The sequence below is a fragment of the Halorhodospira sp. 9622 genome (genome assembly GCF_022228025.1).
Lineage (GTDB): Bacteria > Pseudomonadota > Gammaproteobacteria > Nitrococcales > Halorhodospiraceae > Halorhodospira > Halorhodospira halophila_A.
Genome location: NZ_JAJNRE010000009.1, coordinates 1 through 19,647, shown reverse-complemented (window position 1 = coordinate 19,647; position 19,647 = coordinate 1). Strand labels below are relative to the sequence as shown.

The 19,647-nt window shown below is 69.1% G+C and carries 19 protein-coding genes and 1 tRNA gene; 12 read left to right on the top strand and 8 right to left on the bottom strand.

The features are described 5' to 3' along the window. The first annotated feature begins 66 nt into the window (after positions 1–66). The 5 genes from LRG07_RS06790 to LRG07_RS06770 are packed head-to-tail and all read left to right on the top strand — an operon-like array spanning position 67 to position 3,988. Entirely contained in the window at positions 67–888 is an 822-nt protein-coding gene (locus LRG07_RS06790) for a pyruvate, water dikinase regulatory protein (protein WP_201167954.1), read from the top strand. Between the two features lie 31 nt (positions 889–919). Beyond that, positions 920–1,393 (top strand): DUF1249 domain-containing protein, encoded by a 474-nt coding sequence (locus tag LRG07_RS06785; protein WP_201167952.1) that lies wholly within the window; start codon positions 920–922, stop codon positions 1,391–1,393. 59 nt (positions 1,394–1,452) lie between these two features. Then, on the top strand, positions 1,453–1,929 hold the full coding sequence (locus LRG07_RS06780) for an Rrf2 family transcriptional regulator (RefSeq protein WP_201167950.1): 477 nt from the start codon (positions 1,453–1,455) through the stop codon (positions 1,927–1,929). A gap of 17 nt (positions 1,930–1,946) precedes the next feature. Next, positions 1,947–2,459 (top strand): histidine phosphatase family protein, encoded by a 513-nt coding sequence (locus tag LRG07_RS06775; protein WP_201167947.1) that lies wholly within the window; start codon positions 1,947–1,949, stop codon positions 2,457–2,459. After that, positions 2,459–3,988, top strand: a complete 1,530-nt coding sequence (locus LRG07_RS06770) for a Ppx/GppA phosphatase family protein (RefSeq protein WP_238642031.1) — start codon at positions 2,459–2,461, stop codon at positions 3,986–3,988. Before LRG07_RS06775 ends, LRG07_RS06770 begins: the two co-directional genes overlap by 1 nt. 25 nt (positions 3,989–4,013) lie before the next feature. On the opposite strand, the gene ppk1 is transcribed toward LRG07_RS06770, so the two are convergent. Next, entirely contained in the window at positions 4,014–6,101 is a 2,088-nt protein-coding gene (ppk1, locus tag LRG07_RS06765; protein WP_238635515.1) for a polyphosphate kinase 1, read from the bottom strand. A gap of 95 nt (positions 6,102–6,196) precedes the next feature. Here ppk1 and LRG07_RS06760 point away from each other — a divergent pair, with 95 nt between their 5' ends. After that, entirely contained in the window at positions 6,197–6,553 is a 357-nt protein-coding gene (locus tag LRG07_RS06760; RefSeq protein ID WP_201167938.1) for a glutaredoxin, read from the top strand. A gap of 7 nt (positions 6,554–6,560) precedes the next feature. Here the strand turns inward: LRG07_RS06760 and LRG07_RS06755 are convergent, their stop codons facing one another. Continuing rightward, positions 6,561–7,748, bottom strand: a complete 1,188-nt coding sequence (locus LRG07_RS06755) for a lytic murein transglycosylase (protein WP_238635513.1) — start codon at positions 7,746–7,748, stop codon at positions 6,561–6,563. A 99-nt stretch (positions 7,749–7,847) separates the two neighbouring features. On the opposite strand from LRG07_RS06755, the gene LRG07_RS06750 reads away from it, so the two are divergent. Then, positions 7,848–8,876 carry a quinone-dependent dihydroorotate dehydrogenase gene (locus tag LRG07_RS06750; protein WP_238642030.1) on the top strand — a complete coding sequence of 343 codons (1,029 nt, stop codon included), beginning with the start codon at positions 7,848–7,850 and terminating at the stop codon, positions 8,874–8,876. On the opposite strand, the gene LRG07_RS06745 is transcribed toward LRG07_RS06750, so the two are convergent. Genes LRG07_RS06745 through LRG07_RS06725 form a run of 5 tightly spaced genes read right to left on the bottom strand, consistent with a single transcriptional unit; the run spans position 8,873 to position 15,970 of the window. Beyond that, on the bottom strand, positions 8,873–9,733 hold the full coding sequence (locus LRG07_RS06745) for a PilZ domain-containing protein (protein WP_238642029.1): 861 nt from the start codon (positions 9,731–9,733) through the stop codon (positions 8,873–8,875). The two genes, LRG07_RS06750 and LRG07_RS06745, sit on opposite strands and share 4 nt — an antisense overlap. Next, the gene (locus LRG07_RS06740; RefSeq protein ID WP_238642028.1) at positions 9,723–10,778 is read right to left on the bottom strand and encodes a glycoside hydrolase family 26 protein; all 1,056 of its coding nucleotides are present in this window, start codon (positions 10,776–10,778) and stop codon (positions 9,723–9,725) included. Before LRG07_RS06740 ends, LRG07_RS06745 begins: the two co-directional genes overlap by 11 nt. Continuing rightward, positions 10,775–12,472, bottom strand: coding sequence for a glycosyltransferase family 2 protein (locus LRG07_RS06735; protein WP_238642027.1), 1,698 nt, complete (start codon positions 12,470–12,472; stop codon positions 10,775–10,777). The genes LRG07_RS06740 and LRG07_RS06735 overlap by 4 nt, the downstream gene beginning before the upstream one ends. A gap of 44 nt (positions 12,473–12,516) precedes the next feature. Beyond that, positions 12,517–14,943, bottom strand: a complete 2,427-nt coding sequence (locus tag LRG07_RS06730) for a tetratricopeptide repeat protein (RefSeq protein ID WP_238642026.1) — start codon at positions 14,941–14,943, stop codon at positions 12,517–12,519. Between the two features lies 1 nt (position 14,944). After that, on the bottom strand, positions 14,945–15,970 hold the full coding sequence (locus tag LRG07_RS06725; protein ID WP_238642025.1) for a tetratricopeptide repeat protein: 1,026 nt from the start codon (positions 15,968–15,970) through the stop codon (positions 14,945–14,947). A gap of 94 nt (positions 15,971–16,064) precedes the next feature. Between LRG07_RS06725 and LRG07_RS06720 the strand changes: the two genes are divergently transcribed. The 5 genes from LRG07_RS06720 to LRG07_RS06700 all read left to right on the top strand — a co-directional run bounded on the left by LRG07_RS06720 (position 16,065) and on the right by LRG07_RS06700 (position 18,678). After that, the gene (locus LRG07_RS06720) at positions 16,065–17,273 is read left to right on the top strand and encodes a PP2C family protein-serine/threonine phosphatase (protein ID WP_238642024.1); all 1,209 of its coding nucleotides are present in this window, start codon (positions 16,065–16,067) and stop codon (positions 17,271–17,273) included. Positions 17,274–17,277: 4 nt separating this feature from the next. Next, the gene (locus LRG07_RS06715; protein WP_238642023.1) at positions 17,278–17,625 is read left to right on the top strand and encodes an STAS domain-containing protein; all 348 of its coding nucleotides are present in this window, start codon (positions 17,278–17,280) and stop codon (positions 17,623–17,625) included. After that, positions 17,622–18,056 carry an ATP-binding protein gene (locus LRG07_RS06710; protein WP_238636755.1) on the top strand — a complete coding sequence of 145 codons (435 nt, stop codon included), beginning with the start codon at positions 17,622–17,624 and terminating at the stop codon, positions 18,054–18,056. Before LRG07_RS06715 ends, LRG07_RS06710 begins: the two co-directional genes overlap by 4 nt. A gap of 69 nt (positions 18,057–18,125) precedes the next feature. Continuing rightward, positions 18,126–18,215: transfer RNA gene (locus tag LRG07_RS06705), tRNA-Ser, on the top strand. A 211-nt stretch (positions 18,216–18,426) separates the two neighbouring features. Beyond that, entirely contained in the window at positions 18,427–18,678 is a 252-nt protein-coding gene (locus tag LRG07_RS06700; RefSeq protein WP_238642022.1) for a helix-turn-helix domain-containing protein, read from the top strand. Positions 18,679–19,184: 506 nt separating this feature from the next. On the opposite strand, the gene LRG07_RS06695 is transcribed toward LRG07_RS06700, so the two are convergent. Then, entirely contained in the window at positions 19,185–19,427 is a 243-nt protein-coding gene (locus tag LRG07_RS06695; RefSeq protein ID WP_238642021.1) for a hypothetical protein, read from the bottom strand. Positions 19,428–19,647 lie beyond the last annotated feature (220 nt).

Genomic DNA, 19,647 nt, shown 5'->3' with positions numbered 1-19,647 from the left:
CCGCGGCCGGCGGTCTTGGTCTAAGATGGCCCGCCGACACATGGCCGCAACGGGACCGACCCACCGATGACTGATGTGCGCAGGGTTTTCTTTGTCTCCGATCGTACCGGGATCACGGCCGAGGCCCTCGGCCACTCGCTGATGACCCAGTTCTCGGTCACCACCGAGCAGGCCACGATCCCCTTCGTCGAAACGGTGGAGCGGGCACGGGCGGCGTTACGCCGGATCACGGCGGCATCCACCGAGGATGACCATCCGCCCATTGTCTTCTCCACCATCATCGACCCGGAGGTGCTCGCCGTCCTGCGCGGGAGCGAGCACATTGTCCTCTTCGATTTCTTCGACACCTTCATCGCGCCGCTCGAACGCGAGCTGGAGGTGCCGTCGAACCATGTCATCGGCCGGTCGCACGGAATCGCGGATGATAGCACGTACGATGTGCGGATCGATGCCATGAATTTCGCACTGCACCATGACGACGGCGCCACCCATCAGCACTACGGCCGCGCCGACGTCATCCTGGTGGGGGTCTCGCGCAGCGGGAAGACCCCGGCATCGCTCTATTTGGCGCTGCAGTTCGGCGTCTACGCCGCCAACTACCCGCTCACCGACGACGACCTGATCGCCACTCGGCTGCCCCGGGCGCTGGTCTCGCACCGCGAGAAGCTCTTCGGGCTGACCATCGACCCGGACCGGCTGCACCAGATCCGCAGTGAGCGTCGCCCCAACAGCCGCTACGCCGAGCTGCGCCAGTGCGAGTACGAGGTGGCGCGCGCCGAGGCGATGTTCCGCCGCGAGGGGATCCCCTATCTGGACATCACCACCATGTCCATCGAGGAGATCTCTTCGACGGTGATCCATCAGCACGCGCTGACCCGGCGCGTCTAGGCCATGGGTTTGCTGCGCGGCGGGGCATGTTATGCTCGCGCGCATGGTTCAGGAAGCCTCCGCCACGCACCGAGCCCTTGAGGCGAAACCGCGCACCTTCGCGGCGCTCATGGAGCTCTACGAGACGAACTACATCTACATGCGCCGCCTGGTGCCCGATCTGGAACGGGCGGATGCCGAGCGCGAGATTTCCTTCTCGCGGGACGGCGTGGCGCTTCGTCTCGAGGTGCTCGAACGCAGTCGCTACACCACCACCGTCCTTCTGACCCACCGCTTCGCATCCGGCTGCGGGGCCGAATCGCTGCCGGAGCTGACCGTGCGGGTCTACCACGACGCCCGGGTGGCCGAGGTGATGGCCACCGGCGGGCGTACGGTGCGCGATCCGGCCGGCAGCCTGGAACAGCGCTGGGTCAGCAATCGGTTCCTGAGTCGCTGGCTGCGGTTCAGCCTGGGCGAGGGGCACGGATTTCGCCTGCAGTCCGGGAGTTCGACGGATCGACCTTGACCGGACGCAATCCGGCCGCTATAACCAGAGATACCCCCCATCTTGTTAAGGAATTGGCTATGCGCTTGTCGACGAAAGGGCGTTACGCGGTCACTGCGATGATGGAGCTGGCCCTCAACAGCGAGAAGGGGCCGGTGACCCTCGCGGAAATCTCCCACACCCAGGGCATCTCGCTGTCGTACCTGGAGCAGCTGTTCGCGCGCATGCGTCGCGACGGGCTGGTCGTCGGGGTGCGCGGCCCCGGCGGCGGCTACCGCCTGGCGCGTCCGGCGGGCGAGATCTCGGTGGCGCAGATCATCACCGCAGTGGATGAAGGCACGGCCCAGGGGCAGAGCGTTGGTGAGGGAGGCGCCGACGACGACCGCTGCCTGACCCACGACCTGTGGGTCGACCTGAGCCGGCAGATCTACGACTTCCTCAACGGCATCACCCTCGAGCAAATGGCCCGCGACGCCGGCGTGCGCGAGGTGGCGGAGCGCGTCGGCTCCGGTGATCGCGACGTGGGGCGCGGCGACCGCTCCTCGTCGGTGGCCTGAGTCGTACGGGAGTCTCCATGGGTCCGGTCCTGGTGGTTCGGCATGCCATTGCCGAACCCCGCGACCAGGCCCCCGACGGCAGGGATCGGACCCGCCGCGTCTCGGATCAGGGGCAGCGGGTCATGCGTCGGGCGGCGCTGGGGCTGCGGCGGGTGGTCGAACACCTGCCGCTGGTGGCGCACAGCCCCCTGACCCGTGCCGTGCAGACCGCAGCCATCCTGGATGCCGCCTTCCCCGAGTCTACTGCCCGGCGCGAGCTGGCAGCGCTGGCCCCCGGCGGGGATCCCGCGGCCATCTTCCAGTGGCTGGCCGGGATCGATGAGACGCCGGTGGCCCTGGTGGGCCACGAGCCCGATCTCGGCTGCTGGGTCGGGCACGCCCTGATCGGCTCGCCGGTCTCCTTCCTCGCCTTCCCCAAGGCGTCCGTCTGTCTGCTTGACTTCCCCGAGGGGGCGGCCCCCGGTGCGGCGCGGTTGATCGGTCACTATCCTCCCCGGGTACTCAGCGACCTGTCGGAGGTGGCGCAGTGATGCACGATGAGCAGGTGATCGCGGCGGTTGATCTGGGTTCGAACAGCTTCCACATGGTGGTCGCGCGCATCGATCCGGCCACCCGTACCCTGCGCGTCATCGACCGGCTGCGCGAGACGGTTCGCCTGGGCTCCGGGCTGGAGCAGGGGCAGAAGCGTCTGAGCGAGGCCGCCCGGGAGCGTGCCCTGGCGTGTCTGGCCCGCTTCGGAGACCGGCTGCGCCGCCTGCAGGCGCAGCAGGTGCGGGCGGTGGGTACCAACACCCTGCGCCGCGCGCGCGATGCCGCCGATTTCATGCAGGAGGCCGAGCACGCCCTGGGCCACCCCATCGAGGTGGTCTCGGGCTACGAGGAGGCGCGCCTGATCTACCTCGGGGTGGCCCACAGCCTCGGTTTCGATGAGCACCGCCGATTGGTGGTGGACATCGGCGGGGGCAGCACCGAGCTGATCCTGGGCCGCGGTCCCCGGGCCGAGCAGATGGAGAGCGTCCATCTCGGCTGTGTGTCACTGACCGGGCGCTGTTTCGCCGACGGTCGCATCACCGAGCGGCGGTTCCGGGAGGCGGGGGTTCTGGCCCGCCTCGAACTCGGGCCGGTGGAGGGGGCCTTTCGGGCGCCGGCCTGGCAGGGTGCGGTAGGCGCCTCCGGGACCGTGCGCGCCGCGGCGGACGCCTGCGCCAGCCGGGACTGGTCGCCGCCGGGGTGGATCACCGCCGAGGCGCTGGGCCGACTGCGCCGGCTGGCGGTGGAGGCCGGCGATGCGGAAGTCCTGGGCGAGTGGCTGGGCCTGTCCGGCGACCGCCGGCAGGTCTTCCCGGCTGGGCTGGCGGCGCTGTGCGCCGTCTTCGAGGCGCTGGGCATCGAGCGCATGGAGGTTGCCGACGGCGCCATGCGCGAGGGGGTGATGCACGACCTGGCGGGCCGGCTGGGCATGCTTCAGCACAGCGAAGACGCCCGGGCCAACACGGTGGCGGCGCTGCGCCGGCGCTACTCGGTGGAGTCGGGACAGGCCGACCGGGTGGCGGCGACGGCGGCCACGCTGCTGGAGCAGGTGGCGCCTAGCTGGGGGCTGCTCGATCGCTTCTACCATGACATCCTGGACTGGGCCGCGCAGCTCCACGAGATCGGCCTGGACATCTCCCACGCCCAGTACCACAAGCACGGCGCCTACATCCTGCGCAATGCGGACATGGCCGGCTTCTCCCGCCAGGAGCAGCAGCTGCTGGCCCTGTTGGTGCGGGTCCACCGCCGCAAGCTCGCCCGCGGGCAGCTGAAGGCCCTGCCGCAGCGGTGGTTGGATACCGGCAAGCGGCTGGCGGTGGTGCTGCGCCTGGCCGTGCTGCTACACCGCGGCCGGGCCGACGGCAGCGTGCTCGAGCCACGGGTCGAGCCGCTGGGCGACGGCATGCGCCTGTGGTTCCCGGCGGGGTGGTTGGCCGACAATCCTCTGCTGCAGGCCGATCTGGCCCAGGAGCAGCGCTACCTGGAGCGCGCCGGCATGACCCTGGAGCTGGCCGAGTCGGCCGGCTAGGGCGGCGCCGGCGCGCGGGCCAGGTTTAGGCGTCCTCGGCGAGGTGGGCGAGCAAGGCCTGTTGGGCACTGAACGGGGTCTCTTCATCGCCCTCCGGCCGGGCGCGCACGTAGGAGCCGTCCGCCTGGAGCAGCCACGCCTGCTGGGTATCCGCCAGGTAGTAGGCCAGGTCCTTGCCGATGCGCTCACGCGCCTCCCGGTCGTCGATGGGGAAGGCGGTCTCCACCCGGCGGAAGAAGTTGCGATCCATCCAGTCGGCGCTGGCGCCGTACATCTCCGGGGTTCCGGCGTTCTCGAAGTAGAAGACCCGGGTGTGCTCGAGGAAGCGGCCGACGATCGAGCGCACGCGGATGTTCTCCGAGACCCCGGGCAGCCCGGGGCGCAGGACGCACATGCCGCGGACGATCAGGTCGATCTCCACCCCGGCTTGCGAGGCCCGGTAAAGGGCCTGGATGGCGCGCGGCTCGGTCAGGGCATTGAGCTTGGCGATGATCCGTCCGCCGCGACCTGCGGCGGCGTGCTCGGCTTCGCGCTCGATGCGGGCGAGCACGCCGTCGTGCAGGGTGAACGGGGCCTGGAGCAGGCGGTGCAGATCCTTGAACCGACCCAGGCTGGTCAGTTGCAGGAAGACGCTGCGCACGTCCTCGCCGATGCGCCGGTCGGCGGTCAGCAGGCCGTAGTCGGTGTAGAGCCGTGCGGTGCGCGAGTGGTAGTTGCCGGTGCCGAGGTGCACGTAGTTGCACAGGCGGCCGCCCTCGCGCCGGACGATGAGCATCATCTTGCCGTGGGTCTTGTAGCCCACTACTCCGTAGACCACGTGCGCGCCGGCCTCCTGGAGGCGGTTGGCCAGGCGGATGTTGTCCTGCTCGTCGAAACGCGCGCGCAGCTCCACCACCACCGTGACCTCCTTGCCGGCGCGGGCGGCGCGGACCAGATTGTCGACGATGGCCGAATCGGGGCCGGTGCGGTAGAGCGTCTGTTTGATGGCCAGGACGTTGGGGTCCTGGGCGGCCTGGCGGACCAGGTCGACCACCGGCAGGAAGGATTGGAAGGGGTGGTGGAGGAGGATGTCCCGCTGCCGGATGGCCTTGAACAGGTCGGTCCCGGTGCTCAGCACCGCGGGCAGCCCCGGTGTGAACGATGGGTACTTGAGGTCGGTGCGGTCGACCAGGTCGTAGACGGCCATCAAGCGGTTGAGGTTCACCGGGCCGTCCACCTGGTAGAGGTCGTCGCGGCCGAGTTCGAACTCCTCGAGGAGGAAGTCGGCCATGGCGTCCGGGCAGTTGGCTGCCACCTCCAGGCGCACGCCCTGGCCGTAACGGCGCTGCGGCAGCTCGCCCTCCAGCGCGCGCATCAGGTCGTCGACCTCCTCCTCGTCGACGAAGAGATCGCCGTTGCGGGTGACGCGGAACTGGTAGCAGCCGCGCACCGTCATGCCCGGGAACAGGTCGTTGACGAAGGCGTGGATGACCGAGGAGAGGAAAACGAAGTTATTCGGGCCGCCGCCGTCGATCTCCGCCGCCGGCAGCTGGATGATCCGGGGCAGGGCGCGGGGCGCCTGAACGATGGCGTAGCCGGTGTTGCGACCGAAGGCGTCCTTGCCCTCGAGCGAGACGATGAAGTTGAGGCTCTTGTTGAGCACCTTGGGGAACGGATGCGCCGGGTCCAGGCCGAGGGGGCTGAGGATGGGCAGCAGCTCGGTCTCGAAGTAGTGGCGCAGCCAGTCGCGCTGTGCCTCGCTCCAGTCCTGGCGGCGCACGAAGTGGATCGACTGCTCGGCTAGCGCGGGGATCAGCTGCTCGTTGAGCACCCGGTACTGCTCGTGGACGATCTCGTGGGCCACTGAGCCGGTGGCGCGCAGCACCTCCTGGGGGCTGCGGCCGTCGGCCTCGGTCTGCACCGAGCCGAGCTCCGCCCGCTGCTTGACGCCGGCCAAGCGGATCTCGAAGAACTCGTCCATGTTGGTGCTGAGGATGCACAGGAACTTGAGCCGCTCGAGAAGCGGTACGCTCGGATCCCTGGCCTGTTCCAGGACCCGGCGGTTGAACTCGAGGAGGCTGAGCAGGCGGTTGTTGTAGAGCTCGGGCTGTTTGAGGTCGGTCGGTTCTTGCATGCCTTCTACGCTAGCAGAATCCGCCTCTGGGCGGTTTTTCGATTCTATGACATCCTGCGAATGTGAAGCCCGACAACCATCGAGGAGCGACGATCATGAGCGACGAGCGCCCCGCAGCGGACCCCAGCGAGGACCCCGGCGAGCAGCGCCGCCTGCAGCGTCGGATCGACCGCGCGGTGGCGGGGCTGGTGCTCTATGAGCGGTCATGGTGCCCGTTCTGCATGCGGGTCAACATGACCCTGCGCAGCCTCGGCATCGAGCTGGAACGCCGCGATATCGGCCAGGATCCCCAGGCCGCCCGCGAGCTCGAGGAGCACGGTGGCAAGCGCATGGTGCCCTGCCTCTACATCCCCGACGGCGGCGACGGACAGTGGCTCTACGAGTCGGGGGATATCGCCGCCTACCTGCGCGCACTGGTCGAGGAGCTCGGCCCCGACGGGCGCGACGGGTGAGCGGGGGTCAATCCGCCTTTTCCAGGAGCCGGTCGCGGATCGCCTGGTCCGGGTAGCCGTCGGCCGGCAGCCCCCGATCCTGCTGATAGGCACGCAGCGCCGCGCGGGTCTGCGGGCCAAGGAGCCCGTCGACGGGGCCGGCGTCGAAGCCCAGCTCGTTGAGGACTTCCTGGATCTGGCGCAGTTCGTTGTGCCGCGGGGGCGGCTCGTCGGGGAAGTCCGCGCGCAGCGGCGGGGCGCCGTCGAGCCGGTCGGCGAGCAGGCCGACAGACAGGGCGTAGGAGACCGAGGCGTTCCAGCCCATGATGCGGCGGAAGTTCTCGTAGACCAGGAACGCCGGGCCGTTGCGCCCCATGGGCAGGAGCAGCGCGGCCGGGATGTCGCTTTCCGGCAGGTCGGACCCGTCGGCCCGACGCACGCCCAGCTGCTGCCATTCGTCCAGTGGTTGGGGGTCGTCCAGGCCCAGGTGCTCGAAGCTGAAGCCGTCGGCCAGGCTGACCTCGCGGCCCCAGCGTAGGCCGGGGCGCCAGCCCATGGACCGCAGGTAGTTGGCGCCGGAGGCGAGGGCATCGGCCACGCTGTCGCGTAGATCGATGCGCCCGGAGCCGTCGTAGTCCACGGCGTGCTCGCGCAGCGTGGTGGGCATGAACTGCGTGTGCCCCAGGGCGCCGGCCCAGGAGCCGCGCAGGCCGTCACGCGCGAGCTTGCCATCCTCCAGGAGCGCCAGCGTAGCGTCGAGCTGGTGGAAGAAGAAACGCGCCCGGCGGCCCTCGCAGGCGAGGGTGGTCATGGCGTCGATGATGGGCACCTCACCGAAGTAGCTGCCGTAGTGGGTCTCCATGCCCCACAGCGCCACGAGGTAGCGCGGCGGTACGCCGAAGTCGGCGTGGATCCGCCAGAGCAGTTCCCGGTGCTCGTCCATCATCGCCTCCCCGCGGTCGATGCGCTGATCCGTCAGCCGGGCGTCCAGGTACTCGCGGAAGGTCTGCACGAACTCCGGCTGCTCGCGGTCGAGCTCGAGGATGCGCTCGAGCTGCTCGACGTCGGCGAAGGTCTCCTCGACCACCGCGGCGTCGCGGCCCTGCTCCTTGAGATCGGCGCGCAGGTTGGTGACGCACTGCTCGAAGTCGTCGGCGAGGACGGGGGCGGTCAGGCACACCGCCATGAGCATCGGCCAGCGGGGGGGGCGCGGCATGGTCTCGATTCTTCCAGGCTGAACGGGGCCCCTCACAGGGCGTTGCGTGCAGTGTAAGATAGCGCCGCCAACCGGTCGACCGCTGCTGCGAGGAGTCCGATGTACGCCCTGATCCGCCGTCTGCTATTCCGGCTCGAACCCGAGCAAGCCCACCGCGTGAGCATGCGACTCGCCCGCCTGGGTCTGCGTATCGCCGCTGTGCCCGGGGTGCGGGGCCTGCCCGCGGTGCCCCGACGGGTGATGGGGATCGATTTCCCCAATCCGGTCGGTCTGGCCGCCGGCTTCGACAAGGACGGCGAGTACATGGACGTACTCGAGAAGCTCGGTTTTGGCTTCCTGGAGCTGGGGACGGTTACCCCGCGCGCGCAGCCGGGCAATCCGCGCCCCCGGGTCTTCCGGATCCCCGAGCACGAGGCCCTGATCAACCGCATGGGTTTCAATAATCAGGGCGCCGAGCCGCTCGCCTGCCGGCTCGAAGTCTCGCAGCACCGTGGTGTGATCGGTATCAATATCGGCAAGAACCGGGATACGCCCCCCGAGCGGGCCGTAGAGGACTACGCCCTGGCGCTGGGAATGGTCTACGGGGTGGCCGACTACGTGGCAATCAACCTCAGCTCGCCGAACACCCCGGGGCTGCGCGATCTGCAGCATGAGGGCGCGCTTCGCAACCTCCTCGATCGCCTCCAGACCGAGCGCAAGCGCCTGGCCGAATTCCACGACAAGCGGGTGCCCCTGGTGGTCAAGATCGCCCCGGATTGGGATGCCGGGGAGCTGGATGCCACCTTGGATATCCTGCTCGAGCGCCGGGTGGACGGCATCGTGGCCACCAATACCACGCTGGGGCGCCCCGGGGTGGGCCGGGATCCCCGGGGCCGCGAGAGCGGCGGGCTCAGCGGGGCGCCGTTGCGCGAGCAGGCTGAGCGCGTCCTTGAGCAGGTGGCGGCCCGGCGCGAGCGGCGTACGGCCCTGATCGCCGCCGGGGGGATCTGCTCCGGCGAGGACGTGAGCCGGCGCCTGGATCTGGGCGCCGATCTGGTCCAGCTTTATACCGGCATGATCTACCGCGGACCGGGTCTGGTGCAGGAGGCCGTACGTGCCGCCGCCCGGCACGCCGGTCAGCCCGGCTAGGGGGCGTCGTCGGGCCGACCGCTCTGCGGCTGCAGCCCGGCGATATAGATCATGACGTAGGCGTTGTGGTTGAGGTAGAGCCGGTGCTCGAGCTTCTTGATCGACTCGAGGTAGAGGCGGGTGCTCTCGGCGCCGAGGGCGTGGTTGAACAGCTCCAGGGGCAGCTCTGGCTCCATGGCGGCGCGGAACTCGTCGAGGTCGATGGCGTCGATGATGGGCGATGGCGGCTGCGCCGTATCATCGTTGCTCTGCGGGTCGAACTGCTCGAGGTAGGCCACGCTGCGCAGGATCCGCTGGCGGACGTCGCCGATAATCTCCTCCCGGAAGACGCGGTAGTCCCCGCCGCGCAGTTCGCTGACGCGTGAGAAGAGCGCCTCGAGGTGGCGCAGGTAGATCAGCACCCCGCGTTTGAGCAGCACCGAGTCGTGGACGATCCGCTGCGCCAGCGCCTCGGACGTCTCGAAGCGGCCCAGGTCGATGCGGATCTCACGTGCGTCCAGGGCGATGTAGAGCGGATAGGGCAGGGGCGTGCCGCTGGTCCGGGGCGCCCCGGCCCACTGACCGCCCTCCTCGGCGGACCAGCGTTGCCAGGCGACGTAGCCGCGGTTGAGGATGCGCTCGCCGAAACGAAAGGGGACGTGGAAGAAGATTTGGTCCCCCTCCCGAAGCCGCTCCCGGCTGGCCAGCCAGTCGGGCAGGAAGATCCCCAGCCCGCCGCTGCTGACGTCGTGCAGCAGGTACTGGAAGGGCTGCAGGGCCTCGCCGCGCGAGCCGAGGAACGGCAGGGCGATGGACTCGACCGGGCGGCGCAGTTCGCGCCGGGCGTCCATGGCCGCTCGGGCGCTTTCAGTCACCATGGGATCGTCCCTCCAACAGGGCGGCGGGCTCGCTGCGCATCCGTCGTAGCGGGTCCAGGGCCTCGGATGGCACCCCGGCATCGAGCCGCCAGTCCTCCTCCTTGTCGTTGTGGAACCAGACCAGCCCGGCCAGCTCCCAGGCTACGGCGGTGGCGGCGGCCGTCTCGATCCAGGCGGCCTTGTCGCCGCCGTCGGTGACGCTGGCGGTCTCGAAGACGTAGATCGGCTTGCCCGGGGCGAGCTCGAGCAGGGTCTGGTAAAGGGGCTCGAAGATCGTCTCGAAGGGGAGGAAGCGGCTGTCCCAGCCGTGCTCCTCGCGGGTGCGGGTGGTGCCCCAGTTGTAGCCGTCCATCCCCAGCAGATCGACGTAGTCGTCCCCGGGGTAGTACGCCTCGGGGCGGTTCCAGTCGGCGTCCGGGTCGTGTTCCGGCGACGGGACCGACTCGGCGTTGGGGTTGAAGGCGAAGCGGGCGTTGTCCGCGGCCCCCTCGTCACGGAAGACCTCCACCACATGCCGGAACATGGCCCGGTAGCGCGCCGGTGTCGACGGGCCGAAGCCCTCGGCGGAGGCGCTGCCCCAGTGGTAGCGCTCGAGGTTCATCTCGTGGGCGAAGCGGACGATCACCGGCTCGGGGAACTCCCGGATGCCCCGGGCGAAGCGGCGCAGGTAGGCGTCGTAGCCGCCGTCGGTGAGGGCCCCGGCGGGGATGACGTGCTCCTCGCCATCGCGGATGTACATCGGCTCCCAGGTCAGGACCGGGCGCGCCCCGGCCTCGCGGATGGCCTCAAGCTGCTCCGCCGGGAAGTTGTCGTATCCGGGGTCCTGCGGGAACTGGATGAAGATCACCACCAGATCGAGCCCCAGGGCCAGTTCCTGTTCGAGTTCGGCCAGCCGCTCACCGGTGGCGGCCCCGTCCAGGGCCACGCCGAAGCCTACGGGCTGTACGGCGGGCGGCGCGCTGCCCGCGGGCAGTGCCGCCGGTAGCAGGCAGTGGGCGCCGAGCAGGGTGCCGCCGGCCCAGCGGATCAGTCGGCGGTGGATCATGCCGTCAGCTCCTCAGGCTGGTGATTGAAGTAGAAGACGGCGAGCAGCAGCGCCAGGTGGTAGCCGCACCAGAGGGTGTTGATGGTCAGCGCCCACAGAGGATCCTGCTCGAAGACGGCACGCAGTACGCCCCAGGTGATGGCCGCCGTGCACAGGGTGATCAGCAGCAGATGCGGCCACAGCGAGCGCAGCGGGATGGCGCTGCTGCCGGCCTTCGGGGTGATGGTGAACGAACCGCGCACCCCCAGGATGCCCAGCAGGCTGGCCTTCATGTAGACCGGGAAGGCCGTGGCCTGGAGCACGATGCCGCCGACCAGCTCCCGCAGCCGGTACTTGCGCTGGCTCATGGCGAAGGAGAACAGGGTCACCGTGAGCACGATGTAGGGGAAGAAGAACAGTAGATAGAGGTCGGCCCGGGCGAGGAAGCTCGGCACACCGAGTAGCAGGAAGAGCACCGGGCTGAGCACCAGGATCAGGAACACCCAGCCGACGAAGTAGTGGGTGCCGGAGAGGGTGTACTCCCACCACTTGGCCGCGGAGAGCTGCCGCGGTGCGCGGATCATGGTTCCGAGGATGGTGCGGAACAGCCCCACGGTCCCCAGCGCCCAGCGGAACTGCTGTTTGAAGTAGCCGCCCAGGTCCTGGGGGCCCTGCCCGAAGGCGCTCAGCCGATTGATGTACGCCGAACGCCAGCCGCGGGCGTGGAAGCGCAGTGAGGTGGCGAAATCCTCGGTTACTGAGCTTTCGTCGAAGCCGCCGACGTCTTCGAGTGCCGCGCGGCGGAAGATGACGTTGGTGCCGCAGCAGAACATGGCGTCCTGGGTGCTTTTCCCCTCGCAGATGTACTCGTAGAAGATCGCCTGTTGCATGCCGGCGGCCCGTGCCACGCGGTTGCCCTCGAAATTCGAGTAGTACTGCGGGGTCTGGATGAAGGCCAGATCCGGTTCGCTCTCGAGCTGGGCGATCAGCGGCTCGGCGAACTCGGGCAACGGGTTCATGTCGGCGTCGAAGACGGCCACGTAGTCGACGTCGAAGGGGAGTTCGTCCAGCGGGCTGCGGGTGAACTCGAAGCCGGCCGGTGGCTGGCCGTTCAGGAAAGCGAGGAAGTCGTTGATCATCCCTGCCTTGGCACCCCGCCAGGGCCGGCGGAAGAGGTGCACACCGATGCGCTGGCACAGCGCCTCGATCTGCTGGCGATACTCGATCATCTCCGCGGTACGCTGTTCGGGCGGGGCGTACCGGGTGTCATCAAGCAGGAAGATCCGCTTGTTGGGGTAGGTCAGGTTGTAGAAGCAGGTCAGCGTCTCTTCGATCAGCCACAGGGGCTCGTTGTGGGCGGCGACGATCACCGCAAGCTCGGGCGGGTCGTCGCTGGCCAGCGCCTTCTGTGCCTGATCTGAGGTGAATCGCGGCGCCGTGGCCGCCGGGATGTGGCCCTCGGCGTCGGCAGCCGCCGGCTCCACGGCCCGGGTGCGGTTGGCGTGGTAGATGTTCAGGAAGTAGCCAAGGGCGTGGAGCATGATGAACGCCTCGGCGAAGAGCAGCAGCGCCGCGGCGATCTTCTCGTACCAGAGGTAGTCGGCGAAGAGGAACAGCGCCGTGCGGCCGATCAGATAGGTGAAGACGCTGAGGATGGCAGCGCCGGTGAGGGTGATCAGCAGGCTTCGGTTCAGGAAGCGGCGGCGTGGACCCATGGGTTATCGACTCCGGCCTGTGGCGAGCCGCCCGGGGGCGGTGGTCAATGGAAATGCCAGGTGGCGCTCAGGCGGACGCCCTCGGCATCCCACTCGCTGGAGCGCTCGATGAAGGCGTCGGTGGCCAGCTGCAGGTGCTCACCGGCGTCCCAGAGGTAGGCGCCGGCCAGGCGCGTCCCGGAATCCTGCTCGCTGTCCCGATGCCCGGAGAGGCGGATCCGGTACTCGTGATTCAGCGCCCGGCAGCCGAAGACTTCGGCCAGGTCGTGTTGCCACTCCAGGAACGGGCCGGCGGCGAGGTAGTCCTGGGGCGTCCAGTAATCCCCTTCGTTCTTCCGTGTGTCGCGGTACTGGAAGGTCGCCCCACCGGTGAGCTGGTGCGGGTGCTCGGTCAGGCGTACCCGTGGCTGGAACTGCAGCAGGACACCGCGGTTGCTGTCCGTGTAGCGGCCCGCGCGCGCGGTGGCGGTCAGATCGACATGGCGATCGGCGTAGTAGTCCAGCTCAGTCTCGATCAGGCGGCGGTCGAGGCGTTCCAGGGCGGTGGCCGGGTTGCGCAGGACCCGTTCCTGGGCGACCGCGACGCGGGTGCGGACCCGGTCACCGGGGTGGTACTCGGCCTCGGCGCGGCCTTCGGTGGCGTCGTCTACGTCGGCGTCGTCGAAGCGGGTGTGCGCCAGTTCGGCGCGCCAGCTCAGATGCGCGCTGACCACGTTGCGTAGCCTGGCGTGGACCCGGTTGCCCCGGACCTGCTCGAGTTCGGGGTTGGCATCCGGATCAAAGCGGTACCGCAGCCGGTCCACCGAGACGTAGCCGCGCCCGCGTGCGGCCACTGGCAGGCTGCCATGAACCCCGAGACCGAGGATCTCCAGTTCGGCGTCGCGCCCGGATTCATCCCGGTACTCGGCGTGGGCGCCGGCGCGCGGGCCGCGCCGGCGCTCCAGGTGCGCCAGGCGCTGCCCGGCCTGGGCGTGCCCCGGTGCCATCTCGAGCACGCGCCGGTAGGTGGCCCGTTCGGCGTCACATAGGCCGAGGGTGCACTCGATCTCGGACTGATCGAAGGCGGTCTCCAGGTTGTGGGGCTGGAAGCGTGCGGCACGCTGGAGGACGGCGAGGGCGGCCCGCGGCTGGCGGTCCTGGACCAGGGCCTTGGCGTGGGCCTCCTGGTGGACGGCCCGGTGCTCGGCGAGGGCCGGATAGTCCGGGTGGGCCGGTGCTGGCAGCGGCGCCTTTCTGGGCGCAGGCGCAACCAGCACGGGACGGTCTGAGGCCTCGTCCTCGGCGTCCGGGGTGCTACGCAGTCGGTTCAGCAAGGCGGCGTAGCGCTCCTTGGACTGCTTTCGATCCCCGGCCCAGCCCGCCACGCGCGCGGCCTCTACGGCGAAGGTCGGATCCGTCGGGTTGGCCTCGGCGAGGGTGTCGTAGAGTTCCAGGGCGCGCTCGTAGTCGCCCTGCCAGGACGCCAGCCGGGCCCGGGTCAGGCCGGCCTGGGTGGCATCGGGGAAGCGCTGCAGGATGGTGGCCAGGGGGTCCTCGGCCTCGGCCAGGGCGCCGCGGGCGATGAGCTGATCGGCGAGCAGGTAGCCCGCCCGGGTCAGTTCCGGCTCCAGCCTCAGGGCCCGGCGCGCGGCTGCCTCGGCGGCCTCGCGTTCGCCGCGGGCCGCGGCGTGTTCAGCGACCTTGAGGTAATCCCGGCCGCTGCGCGGGTCCGCCGGCGGCTCTGCAGTCAGGGGTTCCGGCTCCGGGTCGTCGGCCGGCCCGGGTGTCGCCCGGTGGGCCAGCCCTTCGAGGCGTGCCGATGCCCGGGCATTCCCGGGATCTGCCTCCAGGATGCGGGCGTAGTGGTGCTCAGCGGCGTAAGGCCGGCCCTGGGCCTGAAGGATGTCACCGAGCTGGCGCCGCAGTTCCTGGTCCCCGGGGGTCTCGTCGAGGAGCCCGCGCAGGGCGTTTTCCGCGCCGTGGAGCACCCCGGAGGCGGTCAGCGTGGCGACGTAGAGCAGGTGTTCGGGGCGGCCCCGGAGGGGACGGAGGGCCCCCAGCAGGACCCGGGCCCGGCCGCTGCGCCCGAGCGCAAGCTCCACCCGGGCCTGCAGCAGGAGGCTCGCTCGCGTGCGCTCCGCGCCCGCCGGGAGGGAGGTCAGAAGGCCCGCGGCGGTCGCGTCATCCCCCATCCAATGCAGGAGCTGCGCTGTGTCGTAGACCAGTGTTGGGTCCTGCGGGGTCTCCCGCAGCAGGCGCTGGTAGTGCGTCAGCGCCTCGGCGCGCCGTCCGGGCTGCCAGGAGAGTAGCCGTGCCAGCTGCTGACGGGCGTCGCGGTCGCTGATGTGCTCGTGGGCCGCCACCAGGCTGGTTTCGGCCAGATCCGGGGCCGGCGGTGGCTGCGCCCCGACACGCTCGCCGGAGAGCCCGGTGGCGAGGATCAGCGCGGTACCGGCCAGGCCGAGGGCGGCGATTCGCATCCTACCTGGCACGCTAATCCTCCAGGCTTCGCTGCAGCAGCTCGATGGCCCGGTCGGGCTGATCGGCCCAGGTGAGGACCTGAGCGAACTGGCGCATCAGCTGCCGGTCGTCGGGGCGGGCCGCCAGGAGCTGGTCGAAGGCCTCGATGGCCTCGTCGTAGCGGGTTGACCAGGCCAGCGCCAGAGCCTTCTTGTACCGGGTCTCGTCATCGCCGGGATGCGCGTCGAGCTGCTCCCGGTAGAGTTCGATGGCGGCCTCATAGGCGCCCCGGCTGAGCTGCAGATCGGCCAGGAAGAGCCGGTCCGGCGGTTCCAGCTCGGCGGTTTCCAGGTGACCGATCTCGGCGGCGGCCCCGTCGATGTCGCCCGCCCAGAAGAGGGTGCGGGCCAGCCCGAGCCGGGCGGCGGGATGGTCCGGTTCGTCGTCGAGGACCCGGCGATACTCGCCGATCGCCTCCTCGTGCCGGCCCCGTTCGGCGAGCAGGCGGGCGAGCTCCAGCCGGGCCTCGGTGGTCTCGGCGTCCGGGGCACGCCTTGCACGGGTGTCGACGTCCTCGGTGGGTAGGCTGTGCAGCAGATCCTGGTAGCGCCCGATGGCCGCCTCTTCCTGCCCGCTTCGGCGCAGCAGCGAGGCGTGATGCAGGATGCCGGCCGGGGAGAGGCTGCCGTTGGCCTGGTAGAGTGCCAGCGCCCGCTCCGGCTCGCCGAGGCGGTCGAAGTGCCCCGCCAGGGCGGCACGCATGTCCGGGTCCAGGACGTCGTTCTCGTGCAGACGCCAGGCCCCAACGAAGGCCGGCTCCGTGTGATCCCGCCCGAGCAGGGTCAGGGTTGCCTCCGTGAGTCGGTCGGGGTGGCTCAGCCCGGCCTCGATGCTCCGGCCCAGATGCTCGGTGGCGGTGTCGGTCCGATCCAGCTGGCCCAGCCACTCGGCGACACGGAAGTGCACCGTGTCGGGATGGGCGCGCAGGTAGAGAGCTGCGGTGATACCAACGACGGCGACCAGAAAGAGGGCGAAGAGTCCGTTCTTGCGTCTGCGCACAGCGTTATCGTCCCTGGCTTTGGCCCTGTATCGTAGCAGTAACAGTAGCCCCGAACAGCGGGGGTTCCGCGACGTTTCCTAGCCGGGGGATGGCATGGATGGCAGGGAAGCAGGCGATGGGGATCGGCCGACCGTCCTCATCGTGGACGACGAGCCGATCAATCTGGAGTTGCTCGCCCGGGTCCTGGGTGACGTCTACCGCATCCTGATCGCCCGTAGCGGGGAGCAGGCGCTGGCGATCATCGCCCGCGGGCGGCTGCCCGATGTCATCCTGCTCGATATCACCATGCCGGGGATTACCGGCTATGAGGTGCTGGAGACCCTGCAGGGTGATCCGCAAACCCGGGCGATCCCGGTCATCTTCATCACCGCCCTCAGCGACTGGGAGGAGGAGGCGGACGGGCTGGCCCGCGGGGCTGTGGACTACATCACCAAGCCGTTCAACACCGCCGTGGTGCGCGCCCGGGTCGGCACCCACGCCAAGCTCAAGGCGCGTTCAGATCAGCTCGCCGCCCAGCACCGGCAGTTGCAGGCGCAGCAGCGTCAGATCGAGGCCGAGCTGCGTGTCGCCTCGCGGGTCCAGCAGTCTCTGCTGCCGGACCCGCCCCCGGCGAATGCCGGTTATACCCTGGATTGGCATTTCCAGCCCAGTGCGGTCCTTGGTGGCGACGTCTTTGGGGCGATCCCGCTGGACGATGGGCGGGTGGTGCTCTATATGCTGGATGTCAGCGGGCACGGGGTGGCGGCGGCGCTGGTTTCGGTCTCGGTGGCGCAGTCGATCCGCCAGTGGGTTGCCGAGCGCCGCCAGGTCTCACCGGCGGCGATCCTCGACGCCCTGGATGAGGCGTTCCCGCTGGAGCGCTTCGATACGTTCTTCACGCTGATCGTGGTCATCTACGACCCGGCGGCGGGGGAGATTCGCTACTCCAACGCCGGACACCCGCCCGGGTTGTTGATCCGCGAGCGGGGCGGGAGTCTGCCCCTGCAGGCCGGTGGGCTGCCGGTGGGTGTCGGCGGCTGGGGGGGCTACGAAGAGGGCCGGCTTGCCGTGGCGGACGGGGATCTGCTCTTCCTCTACACCGACGGGCTGGTGGACGTGGAGGATGCCGCGGGTCGCCCGCTGTCGGCCGAACTCCTGGAGCGGGCGCTGCGGGACTGGCGCGGCTGCTCGGTGGACACGGTGATCCAGGGGGTGCGGCGGATGATGGAAGATCACGCGGACCAACCCCCGAGCGATGACGTAACCTTTGCCTGTCTGCGTTTCCCAGGGGCAGGCCAACAGGGCGGTAGCACAAAGGAGTGAGCGGATGGGGTACCGGCGCGCGGATCGAGACGGGGTGGCCGTCGTGGAGGTTCATGTTGAGCGGCTCGACGCCAGCGAGGCACCGGCGTTCAAGCGGGCGGCACTCGAGGCCATGGATGCCGGCATGACCCGCCTGGTGGTCGATCTCGCCCGGGTCGACTTCGTAGATTCCAGCGGCCTTTCGGCGTTGTTGTCGCTGCGCAAGAACATCGACCCCGCCGGGTCGCTGGCGCTGGCCGGCGTGCACGCGCCCAAGGTCGTCCAGCTGTTCCGGGTGACCCGGCTCGATCAGGGCGTGTTTCCCATCTATCCCGATGCCGAGCAGGCGGTCGCTGAGCTGGCCAAGGCGTGAACGCGGGCCCACTGCTGGAACTGCAGCTCGACAGCGACCTGCGCCAGGTGGCCGAAGCCTGTCGGGCGTGGCAACGGCTGGCGGAGCAGCTGGGCTTGGGCGAGGAGGCGGCTGGAGCGGTGGAGCAGGCCCTGTGCGAGGCGGTCAACAACGCCATCATCCACGCCCACGGCCAACGAGCAGGCTACACCGTGCGCATCACCGTCCGGCAAGACGACGACTGGCTGATCGTCCGGATCCACGATGAGGGCGAGGCAACAGGCCCGGACTTGCCCCCGGTGGAGGCGTCCGGCGGCACGGTGGATCTGGACGAGGGCGGCCGCGGGCTGCGGATCATCCAGGCCCTGATGTGGCAGGTCTGTTACCTGCGGCGCCCGGAGGGCAACACGCTTGAGATGCGATACCCGCTGCCGGGCGGTACAGAGGACTGACCCGGGCGGCGTTCGCCGGTATCGCGGGTGGCCCGCAGTGGCGCCTGTGCGCTACCATCCTGTTCCATAGGAGAGGTGGCTGAGCGGTCGAAAGCACCCGACTTGAAATCGGGTGAGGGCATGCGCCCTCCGGGGGTTCGAATCCCTCCCTCTCCGCCAAAAACAGCAGGTTATGGGGCCAAGCGGGGACGTGCCGAGTCACAAAAGGGGCCTGAGTCACGGAAAAGTCACAGTTGCTCAGCGGCTTATTCGTTCCCAACTCAAGCCCCGTGGCGTTGGCCGGCTTCCCTCCGTCAGCAGTCTTCTGCACCGCCCACCGTAGTCCTTGAACAACAGCACAATCCGTGCAGCAATCAAGGATCTGAAAACAATGCTTGATGAACTGGCTACGACTGAGGAGTTGGCAGGCTATCTTTGCGTGTCACAGCGAACGCTTGAGCGGTGGCGGCGGCAGCGGATTGGCCCTGCCTGGGTGAGGGTGGGTCACAAGATCCGCTATCGTCGCGAGGATGTGGATGCGTGGCTCGCGAAACATCGGCAAGAGCCGGTGCTTGAGGTCGCCCGGGAAGCTGGCGCCCGAGGCCAAGCCTTTTCCGCTAACTCGAAGAGCGCGGTCGGATAGCAGGTAGGGGCTTGTATGGCCAACGGCTCCCGGCAGGTGGGTCGCAATTGGCGTGGCCAGGCGGCTATGTCAATAATCCGACCGCCAACTTTAGGGTGTGTCGTTTCCGTGGCTGAGTGCATCGCTCGCTCGAAATCCCCGCCAGGAGGGAGAGGCCCTCTGGTGCCCGGGTCGTAAGCCCATGGGTGTAGCCGGTGATGCGCATGAAGATGCGCATGAAGGCCCCGTCGACATAGATGATCTGCGGCCCTCGGCAGCTCGGGGTCGGCGGTGATGACTATGGTCGCCTCGCCTGCCTGGCTAATCGCCGCCTCCAGTAGGCTTTGGCCATCCTGGGTCGTCAGCGCGTCCTTGAGTGCCCGGAGCCCCCCCCCGGGGGCGCCGTTCGTGTGGTTCCTGGTCATCGTAGGTCAGACTCCTTGTCAGCGCCTCAAGACGGCTGAGGGTGGATGATTCAGTCCCTTGATCACCAGTGCTGCGCAGGGGGGTGGCCCTCAGTGGCCATCTCAACTCAGCGCTTGGTCCATCAGCGCCTCAAGCGGGGCAGGGGCGAACAAAGCAGAAATCCCGCCCTGCTGGCAGCCCTCGGTGATCAGCTCCGCGCGCTCGCCCTCGGTTTGGGTGCCCTCGGCGATGATCCGGTGGGTGACCTCGCTCGCCTCGGCCATCACTGCCACATGCGCCGAGAACCGGATCGCGGCGCAGGGTGTCGGATCGCGCTGGTCGTCCCAGCCTTGGCCGATTAGCACCAGGCTGTTGGGTAGCAGCTAACTGCTCGTATGTCGGGGCCGGCGAAGATCATGCCGCACGGTGGGCATTCAATCAGTCCGCGAGTCCGGTGTGCTCAAGGGTCACGCGCTGGAGGTGGTCCCGGCAAAGAGCTCAGCCATACCGGCCGTGTCTCGGATGCGGATCGTGTCGTTGAACGTTGCCTCGGACAGCGGTAGCGTTAGCTATGGGGTGTGTAGG